Source organism: Stenotrophomonas sp. YJH_SMC_122 (assembly GCF_059369535.1).
On sequence record NZ_JCAFST010000023.1, the window covers coordinates 17961 to 27997 of the forward strand.

Here is a 10037-nt window from a genome sequence, read left to right on the forward strand (position 1 = left end):
TTTTCTTACTCCGTTACGCTGCCGCCGGCAGCTTCGATCGCAGCCTTGGCACCAGCCGTGGCAGCAATACCCTTCAGGGTGAACGCCTTGGTCACTTCGCCCTTGACGACGACCTTGGCCTTCTTGGCAGTGCTCGGGACCAGCTTGGCAGCACGCAGGGCGGCGAAGTCGATCTCACCGGCCGGCAGCTTGTCCAGCGCGTACAGCAGCACTTCAGCGGTGTCCTTGGCGATCGGCGAACGGAAGCCGATCTTCGGCAGACGACGCTGCATGGGGGTCTGGCCGCCTTCGAAGCCAGCCTTGATCTTGCCGCCACCCTTACGGGCGAACGAACCCTTGTGGCCGCGGCCGGCAGTCTTGCCCAGGCCCGAGCCGATACCGCGGCCGACGCGGGTGCGCTCGGTGCGGGCGCCCGGTGCCGGGCTCAGTTCATTGAGACGCAGAGTCATGGTCGATTACTCCTCAACCTGGACGAGGTACTGAACCTTGTTGATCAGGCCACGCACCTGCGGGCTGTCCTTCAGTTCACGCACATCGTTGAGCTTGTTCAGGCCCAGGGCACGCACCGACAGGCGGTGACGCGACTGGGTGCCACGCAGGCCACGCACCAGGCGGACCTTCACAGTCTTGTTGGACTCATTAGCCATGGTTGAGTTCCTCCACCTTCTTGCCGCGCTTGGCCGCGATGCGGGCCGGCGACTGCGCAGCAGTCAGGCCCTTCACGGTGGCGCGCACCAGATTGATCGGGTTGCGCGAACCGGTGGCCTTGGCCAGCACGTTCTTCACGCCAACGGCTTCCAGCACGGCGCGCATGGCGCCGCCGGCGATGACGCCAGTACCTTCCGAAGCCGGCTGCATGAACACGCGGGCTGCGCCGTGACCATCCTTGATGGTGTGCCACAGGGTGCCGTTGTTCAGGTCAACGCTGACCAGGTTCTTGCGGGCCTGTTCCATCGACTTCTGGATGGCGACCGGCACTTCGCGGGCCTTGCCATAACCGAAACCGACCTTGCCTTCGCCGTCACCGACCACGGTCAGGGCGGTGAAGGTGAACTGGCGGCCACCCTTGACGGTCTTGCTGACGCGGTTGACCGCGACCAGCTTTTCGATCATGCCGTCGTCGATCTTCTCTTCGCGGTTACGGTCGCGATCGCGACCCCGCTGCTGACGCTCTTCTGCCATGTTGATTCCTTGGTTGTTTGGGTATGTACGGCTCGGGGCCGCTTATGGTTGTGAAGTGACGCGTCTTTCCGGTAGGCCACTGCAGAAGAGCGGCGCCGTCCAGCCTCACTCAGGCTGGCGAGCAGGCAGGCAGGAGGCCATCGGCCCCCTGCCCTGATCCCTTAGAACTGCAGGCCGGCTTCGCGGGCGGCTTCTGCCAGGGCCTTGATGCGGCCGTGGTAGCGGTAGCCCGAACGATCGAAGGCAACCTTCTCGATGCCGGCGGCCTTGGCGCGCTCGGCGACGATGCGGCCAACCTTGGCAGCGGCATCGGCGTTCTTGCCGTTCTTCAGGCCTTCCTTGATGTCGGTCTGGGTGGTGTTGGCGGCAGCCAGCACCTTCGAACCGTCAGCGGTGAAGACCTGGGCGTACAGGTGCTGGCCGGTGCGCAGCACCGACAGGCGGGCGACGCCGAGCTCACGGATGTGGGCGCGGGTCGACTTGGCGCGACGCAGGCGGGCGATGTTCTTGTTCATTTTGATTGTTCCTTGAAAGCTGAAGGATGGGCTTTTCCCTGAGGAGTCCGCACATGGATGTGCGGGCTCTTGCGAGGGACTCGCACTTACGCCTTCTTGGCTTCCTTACGGATGATGACTTCGTCGGAGTACTTCACGCCCTTGCCCTTGTACGGCTCCGGCTTGCGGAACGCACGGATCTTGGCGGCGACTTCACCGACGACCTGCTTGTCAGCGCCCTGGACCAGGATCTCGGTCTGGGTCGGGGTGGAGATGGTGATGCCTTCCGGCGCCACGAACACGACCGGGTGCGAGAAACCGAGCGACAGGCTCAGGTCCTTGCCCTGCATGGCAGCACGGTAACCCACGCCGACCAGCTCCAGCTTGCGCTCGAAGCCTTCGGACACGCCCTTGACCATGTTGGCCAGGATCGCACGCACGGTACCGGTCAGCGCGACCAGGTCGGCGCTCTCGGTGCTCAGGGTGGCAACGCCGCTGTCGACGTTGATGGCAATACCGGCCGGCTTGACCAGCGACAGGGTGCCCTTCGGGCCCTTGACGGTGATGCTTTCCGACTGGACGTTCAGTTCGACCTTACCCAGGGTGACGGGCTTCTTGGCTACGCGGGACATAGTTCTACTCCTTTCGCCTTAGGCCACGAAGCACAGGACTTCGCCGCCGACGCCCAGCTGGCGCGCCTGCGCATCAGTCATGATGCCCTTGGAGGTGGAAATGATGGAGATGCCCAGGCCATTCATGACCTTCGGCAGCTCGCTCTTGCCGCGGTACTGGCGCAGGCCCGAACGCGAGAAGCGCTTCAGGGTCGCGATGACCGGCTTGCCTTCGAAATACTTCAGCACGATTTCCAGCTCGGCCTTGTTGTTTTCCAGCTGGGTCACGCGCAGGTCGGTGATGTAACCCTCGTCCTTCAGGACCTGGGCGATCGCAACCTTGATCTTGGACGACGGGGCTTTCACCGTCTGCTTGCCAACCGCAGCCGCATTCTTGATGCGGACCAGCAGGTCGGCGATGGGATCAGTCATGCTCATATGAGTACCTTTGAGTGCACCGATATCCGCTTTCGCGAAAATCTGTTGTCTCCTGGAAACGGGCCAGGTCCCTTGATGCAGCGGGCCAGGGCCCACTCCTACAACCCCGTTTGCGCAGGGCAAGACGCGGGAGTATACGCCAAAAGAGCCCGACTTGCGCCGGGCTCTTCGGGTTTTTTCGCAGAAAGGAAGCTGAACGCCTCCCCTCCCCGGTTCAGAAACCCCCGAGGGGGCTCCTGATCGCAGGGCCGGCTGGGATTACCAGCTGGCCTTGCGCAGACCCGGAACGTCGCCACGCATGGTGGCTTCGCGCAGCTTGTTGCGGCCGAGGCCGAACTTGCTGTACACGCCACGCGGACGACCCGACAGCTCGCAACGGTTGCGCTGGCGGCTCGGCGACGAATCGCGCGGCAGCTTGGCCAGCTTGGTTGCGGCGTCGATCTTCTCTTCGTAGGTCGCGTCCACGGAGGACACGATCTTCTTCAGAGCCGCACGCTTTTCAGCGTACTTCTTGGCCAGCTTTTCCCGCTTGATGTCGCGGTTGACCATGGAGGTCTTTGCCATTTCGGTTTCCTCGACAGATCAGTTACGGAACGGGAACTTGAACGCTGCCAGCAGCGCCTTCGCTTCCGCATCGGTCTTCGCAGTGGTGGTGATGGCGATATCCATGCCACGGATCGCGTCGACGGCGTCGAAGTCGATTTCCGGGAAGATGATCTGTTCCTTCACACCCATGTTGAAGTTGCCGCGGCCGTCGAAGGAACGACCGGAAACACCACGGAAGTCGCGCACGCGCGGCAGCGAGATGTTGATCAGGCGGTCCAGGAACTCGTACATCTTGTGGCGACGCAGCGTGGTCTTGCAGCCGATCGGCCAACCATCACGGATCTTGAACGACGCAACCGAGATACGCGACTTGGTGACAACCGGCTTCTGGCCGGAAATCTTGGTCATGTCCGCGACGGCGTTTTCCAGGATCTTCTTGTTGGTGGCAGCCTCGCCCACACCCATGTTCAGGGTGACCTTGACGAGCTTCGGTACTTCCATCGGATTGGTGTAGCCGAACTGCTTCATCAGCGCCGGCACCACTTCTTCCTTGTAGATCTTTTCGAGACGGGAAGTCATCTTCACATTCCTCAGGCGTCGAGCGCCTCACCGCTGGAGCGGAACACACGCAGTTTGCGTCCATCCTCCAGCACCTTGAAGCCAACGCGTTCACCCTTGCCCGAAGCCGGGTTCAGAACGTTCACGTTGGAGATATGGATCGAAGCTTCGCGCTCGACCACGCCGCCGGCAACACCTGCCTGCGGGTTCGGCTTGGTGTGGCGCTTGACGATGTTCACGTTGGCGACGACCACGCGGTCGCCGTCGACGCGGACGACTTCGCCCTGCTTGCCCTTGTCCTTGCCAGCGTTGACGACAACCTGGTCGCCCTTCTTGATACGGTTAGCCATGATTATCTCCTGTCGCTCACAGCACTTCGGGAGCGAGCGAGACGATCTTCATGAACTTCTCCGAACGAAGTTCACGGGTCACCGGCCCGAAGATACGGGTACCGATCGGCTCCTGCTTGTTGTTCAGCAGGACGGCAGCGTTGCCGTCGAAGCGGATCAGCGAACCGTCGGCGCGACGCACACCCTTGCGGGTACGCACCACGACGGCGTCATACACTTCACCCTTCTTGACCTTGCCGCGCGGAATCGCATCCTTCACGGTGACCTTGATGATGTCGCCGATACCGGCGTAACGGCGCTTGGAACCACCCAGCACCTTGAAGCACATCACCTGCTTGGCACCCGAATTGTCCGCGACGTCAAGGTAGCTCTGCATCTGGATCATGATTCAGACTCCTTATTCAGCCGCACGCGTGATGACTTCCACCACGCGCCAGTTCTTGGTCTTGGACATCGGAGCAATCTCGGTCACGCGGACGACGTCGCCTTCCTTGCAGGCGTTGTCGGCATCGTGGGCGTGCAGCTTGGTCGAGCGCTTGATGTACTTGCCGTACAGCGCGTGCTTGACCTGACGCTCAACCAGGACGGTAACCGTCTTGTCCATCTTGTTGCTGACGACACGGCCTTCGACCGTGCGCAGCGTCTTCTTTTCAGTATTGTCGCTCATAGCGGCCATCCTTACTTCGTGCTGCCGAGCAGGGTCTTGACGCGAGCAATCTCGCGACGGACCCGGCGAATGTCGTGGGTCTTCGGCAGCTGGCCGGTGACCTGCTGCATACGGACAGAGAACTGTTCCTTACGCAGGTCGATCAGGTGGGCCTTGAGTTCGTCAGCCGACTTTTCACGGAGAGTTTTGATATCCATCAGCGCACCGTACGGGTCACGAAAGTGGTGGTGACCGAGAGCTTGGCGGCGGCCAGGCGGAACGCCTCGCGCGCCACTTCCTCGGAAACACCCTCGATTTCATAGATCATGCGGCCGGGCTGGATCTGGGCCACCCAGTATTCCACGTTACCCTTACCCGAACCCATTCGGACTTCGATGGGCTTCTTGGTGATGGGCTTGTCGGGGAACACGCGGATCCACATCTTGCCGCCGCGCTTGACGTAGCGGCTGATCGAGCGGCGGGCCGCTTCGATCTGGCGCGCGGTCAGCTGACCGTGTGCGGTTGCCTTCAGGCCGTATTCGCCGAAGCTGACAGCGTTGGCGCTCCAGCTCAGGCCATCGTTACGGCCCTTGTGTACCTTGCGGTACTTGGTTCGCTTGGGTTGCAACATTGTCGTTACCTCGCTTCACGGGCCGGGCGCTGACGGTCACCACGGTCGCCGCGATCGTGACGATCGTTGCGCGACGGGGTGTCGTCCTGCTTTTCCTGGCCAACCTGGGAGAAATCGAAGACCTCGCCCTTGTAGATCCAGACCTTGATGCCGATGATGCCGTAGGTCGTCTTGGCTTCAGCGAAGCCATAGTCGATGTCGGCACGCAGGGTGTGCAGCGGCACGCGGCCTTCGCGGTACCACTCCGAACGGGCGATTTCTGCACCGTTGAGACGGCCACCGACGTTGACCTTGATGCCCAGGGCACCCAGGCGCATCGCGTTGCCGACCGAGCGCTTCATTGCACGGCGGAACATGATGCGACGCTCCAGCTGCTGGGCGATCGACTCGGCAACGAGCTGCGCGTCCAGTTCCGGCTTGCGCACTTCGGTGACGTTGATGTGCGCCGGGACGCCCATCATCTCGCTCACTTCCTTGCGCAGCTTCTCGATGTCCTCACCGCGCTTGCCGATCACCACGCCCGGACGGGCGGTGTGGATCGTCACGCGAGCGGTCTTGGCCGGACGCTCGATCAGGATCTTGCTGATGCCGGCCTGAGCCAGCTTCTTGCGCAGCATTTCGCGCACTTTCAGGTCGGCTGCCAGGTAACCAGCGAACTCGGCCTTGTTGGCGTACCACTTGGAGTTCCAGTCCTTGGAAATGCCGAGGCGGATACCAATCGGATGAACTTTATGACCCATGGTCTTTTCCTTATCCGCTTACTTGGCGGCGCCCACAACCACAGTGATGTGGCTGGTGCGCTTGAGGATGCGGGTACCGCGGCCTTTCGCCCGCGCCATGAAACGCTTCAGGGTCGGACCTTCATCAACCATGATGGTCTGAACCTTCAGCTCGTCGACGTCGGCGCCCTGGTTGTTCTCGGCGTTGGCAATTGCCGACTCCACCACCTTCTTGATCAGGTGGGCAGCCTTCTTGTCCGAGAACTTCAGCAGGTTGACCGCACGTTCGGCCGGCAGACCGCGCACCTGGTCAGCGACCAGACGAGCCTTCTGCGGGGAGATGCGCGCAGTGCGCAGGATGGCTTTCGCTTCCATTGTCATCTCTCCTTACTTGCCCGACTTCTTGTCACCACCGTGACCCTTGAAGGTCCGGGTGATGGCAAATTCGCCGAGCTTGTGGCCGACCATGTTCTCGTTGACGAGAACCGGGATGTGGTTCTTGCCGTTATGCACGGCAATGGTGATGCCTACCATGTCAGGCAGGATCATCGAACGGCGCGACCAGGTCTTGATCGGCTTCTTGCTGCCCGCAGCGGCCTCCACCTTCTTGACGAGGTGGTGATCGACGAACGGGCCCTTCTTGAGTGAACGTGCCATGGTCGATTAGCCCCTACGATCGCGGACGATGAACTGCTGAGTGCGCTTGTTATGGCGCGTCTTGTAACCCTTGGTCGGGACACCCCACGGGGTGACCGGATGCGGGTTACCCTGGCCGGCCTTGGCCTCACCACCACCGTGCGGGTGGTCAACCGGGTTCATGGCAGCACCACGAACGGTCGGGCGGACGCCGCGCCAACGCTTGGCACCGGCCTTGCCCAGCTTTTCCAGGCTGTGCTCGTCGTTGCCGACTTCGCCGATGGTGGCGCAGCACTCGACCGGAACCTTGCGCATTTCACCCGAGCGCAGGCGCAGGGTGGCGTAGATGCCTTCACGAGCCACCAGCTGCACGGCCGCACCAGCGGCGCGAGCGATCTGAGCGCCCTTGCCCGGCTTCAGTTCGATGCAGTGGATGGTGGTGCCGACCGGGATGTTGCGCAGCGGCAGGGTGTTGCCGGCCTTGATCGGGGCGTCCGAACCAGCGATCACCTGATCACCAGCCTTCAGGCCCTTCGGGGCGATGATGTAGCGACGCTCACCGTCGACGTAGCACAGCAGAGCGATGTGGGCGGTGCGGTTCGGATCGTATTCGATGCGTTCCACGCGCGCCGGGATGCCCAGCTTGTTGCGCTTGAAGTCGATGATGCGGTAGTGCTGCTTGGCACCACCACCGACGTGACGCACGGTGATGCGACCGTGGTGGTTACGACCACCCGAGCGGCTCTGCGACTCGACCAGCGCGGCGTGCGGAGCACCCTTGTGCAGGTCGGGGGTGACCACGCGCACGGCCGAACGGCGGCCGGGGGAGGTGGGCTTGAATTTCATCAATGGCATGGGATGTACCTCAGGCCTTGGCCGTTACATCGATCGACTGGCCGTCGGCCAGGCGAACGTACGCCTTGCGCCAATCGCCGCGGCGGCCAGCACGGTTACGGAAGGACTTGTTCTTGCCCTTGACGTTGACCACGTTGACGGCTTCGACCTTGACGTCGAACAGCTGCTCAACCGCGGCCTTTACATCGGCCTTGGTGGCTTCGTTCGAAACTTCGAAGACATACTGATTGGAGAGTTCCTGCAGGCGCGCGGTCTTTTCCGAGACACGCGGGGCACGCAGCACGCTGAAGATTTTTTCGTTGCTGTTCATGCCAGCCACTCCTCGACCTTCTTGACCGCGTCAGCGGTGATGACGACCGTGTCGGCACCCACCAGCGAGACCGGGTCCAGACCCTGCACGTCACGCACCTGCACGTACGGCAGATTGCGGGCGGACAGGTACAGGTGCTCGGACGCTTCCTCGGTGACGATCAGCGGGCGCTTGCCCACTTCCAGGCCGGCCAGCTTGGCGATCAGACCCTTCGTGCTGGTCGCTTCGACATCGAAGGCCTCCACGATGGTCAGACGGCCCTGACGGTTCAGCTCGGACAGGATCGCGCACATGGCGGCACGGTACTGCTTGCGATTGACCTTCTGCTCGAAGCTGCGCGGCTTGGCCGCGAAGGTGACACCGCCGCCGACGAAGATCGGAGCCGTCAGTGCGCCATGACGCGCGCCGCCGCCCTTCTGCTTCTTCGACTTCTTGGTGGTACCAGCCACTTCAGAGCGAGTCTTCTGTGCCTTGGTGCCGGCGCGACCGGCGTTGCGGTAAGCAACGACGACCTGGTGGACCAGATCTTCGCTGAAATCGCGACCGAACACGGCTTCGGAGACCGAGACCTTGTTGTTGCTACCCGTGATAACGAGTTCCATCGTCATCTCTCCTTATGCCTTGCTCGCCGGACGGACGATCACGTCGCCACCCGCCGCGCCCGGAACGGCGCCGCGAACCGCGATCAGACCGCGCTCGACGTCGACCTTGACCACTTCCAGGTTCTGGGTGCTCTGCTGCACCGCGCCCATGTGGCCCGACATCTTCTTGCCCGGGAAAACGCGACCCGGGGTCTGGCGCTGACCCAGCGAACCCGGCGCGCGATGCGACAGCGAGTTACCGTGGGTTGCATCGCCCATACGGAAGTTGTGGCGCTTGATGGTGCCCTGGAAGCCCTTACCCTTGGTGACACCCTGGACGTCGACGATCTGGCCGACTTCGAAGATGTCCGCCTTGACTTCGCCGCCAACGGCGAAATCGCCGAGCTGCGCGTCTTCAACGCGGAATTCCCACAGGCCACGACCCGCTTCCACCTTCGCCTTGGCGAAGTGGCCGGCTTCCGGCTTGTTGACCAGGGCAGCGCGACGCGCGCCGACGGTCACCTGCACGGCGCTGTAGCCGTCGGTTTCGACGGTCTTGATCTGCGCGATGCGGTTCGGGGTTGCTTCGATCAGGGTCACCGGGATGGAGCGGCCATCTTCAGTGAACACACGGCTCATGCCGGCCTTGCGGCCCACGAAGCCCAACGAATACTTCTTCGTCATGGTCGTAGTCCTCAGGTCAGCTTGATCTGAACGTCGACGCCGGCAGCCAGTTCGAGCTTCATCAGCGCGTCCACGGTCTTGTCATTCGGGTCAACGATATCGAGCACGCGCTTGTGCGTGCGGGTCTCGTACTGGTCACGCGCGTCCTTGTCGACGTGCGGGGAAACGAGAACGGTGTAACGCTCGATCTTGGTCGGCAGCGGGATCGGGCCACGCACTTGCGCGCCGGTCCGCTTTGCCGTTTCAACGATCTCGCTGGCCGAACGGTCGATCAGACGATGATCGAACGCTTTCAGCCGGATCCGGATCTTTTGGTCCGCCATGGCGGTAGGTTCCTTCGTTAAAAGAGCGACAGACAAAGCCTCTGGGTTGCTTTGCCCCATGAAATTCCTGAATACGGACGGCCCGCAGTCCTGCAGGCCGCCAAGGTCAATCCATGGACCTCAAAAACGTAGGCAGACCAGTTACCCGGCCTGCCCAGACGTAGAAGCATAATGGCACGCAAGGCAGCTGTCAACAGTCGCCTGTTGACGCCGCCTGAATGGCATTGACCCTTCCTGGTCCGGGGAACACAAGGCACATCCTGTGCCTGCTTTCCCATTTGATACGCCCCGATGCCCTACCCAGGCAACATCGGGGCGCAGATACTACCAGATTACTCGATGATCTTCGAGACCACGCCGGCGCCGACGGTACGGCCGCCTTCGCGGATGGCGAAGCGCAGGCCTTCGTCCATGGCCACCGGGTTGATCAGGGTGACTTCCATCTTGACGTTGTCACCCGGCATCACCATTTC

Annotated in this window: 22 protein-coding genes; all 22 read right to left on the reverse strand. The window is 62.1% G+C overall.

The features are described from left to right. Nucleotides 1-5: 5 nt before the first annotated feature. Nucleotides 6-449, reverse strand: a complete 444-nt coding sequence (rplO, locus tag AC5P66_RS19615; RefSeq protein ID WP_004154498.1) for a 50S ribosomal protein L15 — start codon at nucleotides 447-449, stop codon at nucleotides 6-8. A gap of 6 nt (nucleotides 450-455) precedes the next feature. Continuing rightward, entirely contained in the window at nucleotides 456-647 is a 192-nt protein-coding gene (rpmD, locus tag AC5P66_RS19620) for a 50S ribosomal protein L30 (RefSeq protein ID WP_005408214.1), read from the reverse strand. Next, nucleotides 640-1182 (reverse strand): 30S ribosomal protein S5, encoded by a 543-nt coding sequence (gene rpsE, locus AC5P66_RS19625; protein ID WP_005415419.1) that lies wholly within the window; start codon nucleotides 1180-1182, stop codon nucleotides 640-642. The genes rpmD and rpsE overlap by 8 nt, the downstream gene beginning before the upstream one ends. A gap of 161 nt (nucleotides 1183-1343) precedes the next feature. Next, nucleotides 1344-1703, reverse strand: a complete 360-nt coding sequence (gene rplR / locus AC5P66_RS19630) for a 50S ribosomal protein L18 (protein ID WP_180880072.1) — start codon at nucleotides 1701-1703, stop codon at nucleotides 1344-1346. Nucleotides 1704-1783: 80 nt separating this feature from the next. Beyond that, nucleotides 1784-2308, reverse strand: a complete 525-nt coding sequence (gene rplF / locus AC5P66_RS19635; protein ID WP_049416175.1) for a 50S ribosomal protein L6 — start codon at nucleotides 2306-2308, stop codon at nucleotides 1784-1786. A gap of 18 nt (nucleotides 2309-2326) precedes the next feature. After that, complete coding sequence (gene rpsH, locus AC5P66_RS19640; protein ID WP_005415417.1) at nucleotides 2327-2725, reverse strand: 30S ribosomal protein S8; 399 nt, start codon at nucleotides 2723-2725, stop codon at nucleotides 2327-2329. A 258-nt stretch (nucleotides 2726-2983) separates the two neighbouring features. Continuing rightward, nucleotides 2984-3289 carry a 30S ribosomal protein S14 gene (gene rpsN, locus AC5P66_RS19645; RefSeq protein WP_005408209.1) on the reverse strand — a complete coding sequence of 102 codons (306 nt, stop codon included), beginning with the start codon at nucleotides 3287-3289 and terminating at the stop codon, nucleotides 2984-2986. Between the two features lie 18 nt (nucleotides 3290-3307). Continuing rightward, the gene (gene rplE / locus AC5P66_RS19650) at nucleotides 3308-3850 is read right to left on the reverse strand and encodes a 50S ribosomal protein L5 (protein WP_005415416.1); all 543 of its coding nucleotides are present in this window, start codon (nucleotides 3848-3850) and stop codon (nucleotides 3308-3310) included. Between the two features lie 11 nt (nucleotides 3851-3861). Beyond that, on the reverse strand, nucleotides 3862-4179 hold the full coding sequence (gene rplX, locus AC5P66_RS19655; RefSeq protein WP_004154490.1) for a 50S ribosomal protein L24: 318 nt from the start codon (nucleotides 4177-4179) through the stop codon (nucleotides 3862-3864). 16 nt (nucleotides 4180-4195) lie between these two features. Then, on the reverse strand, nucleotides 4196-4564 hold the full coding sequence (gene rplN / locus AC5P66_RS19660) for a 50S ribosomal protein L14 (RefSeq protein WP_010483978.1): 369 nt from the start codon (nucleotides 4562-4564) through the stop codon (nucleotides 4196-4198). A gap of 12 nt (nucleotides 4565-4576) precedes the next feature. Next, nucleotides 4577-4846: a 30S ribosomal protein S17 gene (gene rpsQ / locus AC5P66_RS19665; RefSeq protein ID WP_004154489.1), complete on the reverse strand. Its 270-nt coding sequence runs from the start codon at nucleotides 4844-4846 to the stop codon at nucleotides 4577-4579. An 11-nt stretch (nucleotides 4847-4857) separates the two neighbouring features. After that, nucleotides 4858-5043: a 50S ribosomal protein L29 gene (rpmC, locus tag AC5P66_RS19670; RefSeq protein ID WP_004154487.1), complete on the reverse strand. Its 186-nt coding sequence runs from the start codon at nucleotides 5041-5043 to the stop codon at nucleotides 4858-4860. Continuing rightward, on the reverse strand, nucleotides 5043-5456 hold the full coding sequence (rplP, locus tag AC5P66_RS19675; protein ID WP_004154486.1) for a 50S ribosomal protein L16: 414 nt from the start codon (nucleotides 5454-5456) through the stop codon (nucleotides 5043-5045). The genes rpmC and rplP overlap by 1 nt, the downstream gene beginning before the upstream one ends. Before the next feature lie 5 nt (nucleotides 5457-5461). Beyond that, nucleotides 5462-6196 (reverse strand): 30S ribosomal protein S3, encoded by a 735-nt coding sequence (rpsC, locus tag AC5P66_RS19680; RefSeq protein WP_004145350.1) that lies wholly within the window; start codon nucleotides 6194-6196, stop codon nucleotides 5462-5464. Between the two features lie 18 nt (nucleotides 6197-6214). After that, nucleotides 6215-6550, reverse strand: coding sequence for a 50S ribosomal protein L22 (gene rplV / locus AC5P66_RS19685; RefSeq protein WP_004145348.1), 336 nt, complete (start codon nucleotides 6548-6550; stop codon nucleotides 6215-6217). Nucleotides 6551-6562: 12 nt separating this feature from the next. Continuing rightward, nucleotides 6563-6832 (reverse strand): 30S ribosomal protein S19, encoded by a 270-nt coding sequence (gene rpsS / locus AC5P66_RS19690; protein ID WP_005415413.1) that lies wholly within the window; start codon nucleotides 6830-6832, stop codon nucleotides 6563-6565. A gap of 6 nt (nucleotides 6833-6838) precedes the next feature. Continuing rightward, nucleotides 6839-7666 carry a 50S ribosomal protein L2 gene (gene rplB / locus AC5P66_RS19695; RefSeq protein WP_004145339.1) on the reverse strand — a complete coding sequence of 276 codons (828 nt, stop codon included), beginning with the start codon at nucleotides 7664-7666 and terminating at the stop codon, nucleotides 6839-6841. 10 nt (nucleotides 7667-7676) lie between these two features. Beyond that, complete coding sequence (gene rplW, locus AC5P66_RS19700) at nucleotides 7677-7976, reverse strand: 50S ribosomal protein L23 (protein WP_004145338.1); 300 nt, start codon at nucleotides 7974-7976, stop codon at nucleotides 7677-7679. Further along, complete coding sequence (rplD, locus tag AC5P66_RS19705; protein ID WP_005415412.1) at nucleotides 7973-8578, reverse strand: 50S ribosomal protein L4; 606 nt, start codon at nucleotides 8576-8578, stop codon at nucleotides 7973-7975. The genes rplW and rplD overlap by 4 nt, the downstream gene beginning before the upstream one ends. 12 nt (nucleotides 8579-8590) lie before the next feature. Beyond that, nucleotides 8591-9241: a 50S ribosomal protein L3 gene (gene rplC / locus AC5P66_RS19710; RefSeq protein WP_004145336.1), complete on the reverse strand. Its 651-nt coding sequence runs from the start codon at nucleotides 9239-9241 to the stop codon at nucleotides 8591-8593. A gap of 11 nt (nucleotides 9242-9252) precedes the next feature. Further along, nucleotides 9253-9564, reverse strand: coding sequence for a 30S ribosomal protein S10 (gene rpsJ, locus AC5P66_RS19715; RefSeq protein WP_005408208.1), 312 nt, complete (start codon nucleotides 9562-9564; stop codon nucleotides 9253-9255). Between the two features lie 332 nt (nucleotides 9565-9896). Continuing rightward, nucleotides 9897-10037, reverse strand: a 141-nt coding sequence (locus AC5P66_RS19720) for an EF-Tu C-terminal domain-related protein (RefSeq protein WP_495204990.1), incomplete at its 5' end; no start/stop codon positions are given.

What these genes read in the sequence shown, in the direction of transcription:
- rplO (WP_004154498.1), bottom strand. Translation starts at nt 449, where the DNA reads ATGACTCTGCGTCTCAATGAACTGAGCCCGGCACCGGGCGCCCGCACC.
- rpmD (WP_005408214.1), bottom strand. Translation starts at nt 647, where the DNA reads ATGGCTAATGAGTCCAACAAGACTGTGAAGGTCCGCCTGGTGCGTGGC.
- rpsE (WP_005415419.1), bottom strand. Translation starts at nt 1,182, where the DNA reads ATGGCAGAAGAGCGTCAGCAGCGGGGTCGCGATCGCGACCGTAACCGC.
- rplF (WP_049416175.1), bottom strand. Translation starts at nt 2,308, where the DNA reads ATGTCCCGCGTAGCCAAGAAGCCCGTCACCCTGGGTAAGGTCGAACTG.
- rpsH (WP_005415417.1), bottom strand. Translation starts at nt 2,725, where the DNA reads ATGAGCATGACTGATCCCATCGCCGACCTGCTGGTCCGCATCAAGAAT.
- rpsN (WP_005408209.1), bottom strand. Translation starts at nt 3,289, where the DNA reads ATGGCAAAGACCTCCATGGTCAACCGCGACATCAAGCGGGAAAAGCTG.
- rplE (WP_005415416.1), bottom strand. Translation starts at nt 3,850, where the DNA reads ATGACTTCCCGTCTCGAAAAGATCTACAAGGAAGAAGTGGTGCCGGCG.
- rplX (WP_004154490.1), bottom strand. Translation starts at nt 4,179, where the DNA reads ATGGCTAACCGTATCAAGAAGGGCGACCAGGTTGTCGTCAACGCTGGC.
- rplN (WP_010483978.1), bottom strand. Translation starts at nt 4,564, where the DNA reads ATGATCCAGATGCAGAGCTACCTTGACGTCGCGGACAATTCGGGTGCC.
- rpsQ (WP_004154489.1), bottom strand. Translation starts at nt 4,846, where the DNA reads ATGAGCGACAATACTGAAAAGAAGACGCTGCGCACGGTCGAAGGCCGT.
- rpmC (WP_004154487.1), bottom strand. Translation starts at nt 5,043, where the DNA reads ATGGATATCAAAACTCTCCGTGAAAAGTCGGCTGACGAACTCAAGGCC.
- rplP (WP_004154486.1), bottom strand. Translation starts at nt 5,456, where the DNA reads ATGTTGCAACCCAAGCGAACCAAGTACCGCAAGGTACACAAGGGCCGT.
- rpsC (WP_004145350.1), bottom strand. Translation starts at nt 6,196, where the DNA reads ATGGGTCATAAAGTTCATCCGATTGGTATCCGCCTCGGCATTTCCAAG.
- rplV (WP_004145348.1), bottom strand. Translation starts at nt 6,550, where the DNA reads ATGGAAGCGAAAGCCATCCTGCGCACTGCGCGCATCTCCCCGCAGAAG.
- rpsS (WP_005415413.1), bottom strand. Translation starts at nt 6,832, where the DNA reads ATGGCACGTTCACTCAAGAAGGGCCCGTTCGTCGATCACCACCTCGTC.
- rplB (WP_004145339.1), bottom strand. Translation starts at nt 7,666, where the DNA reads ATGCCATTGATGAAATTCAAGCCCACCTCCCCCGGCCGCCGTTCGGCC.
- rplW (WP_004145338.1), bottom strand. Translation starts at nt 7,976, where the DNA reads ATGAACAGCAACGAAAAAATCTTCAGCGTGCTGCGTGCCCCGCGTGTC.
- rplD (WP_005415412.1), bottom strand. Translation starts at nt 8,578, where the DNA reads ATGGAACTCGTTATCACGGGTAGCAACAACAAGGTCTCGGTCTCCGAA.
- rplC (WP_004145336.1), bottom strand. Translation starts at nt 9,241, where the DNA reads ATGACGAAGAAGTATTCGTTGGGCTTCGTGGGCCGCAAGGCCGGCATG.
- rpsJ (WP_005408208.1), bottom strand. Translation starts at nt 9,564, where the DNA reads ATGGCGGACCAAAAGATCCGGATCCGGCTGAAAGCGTTCGATCATCGT.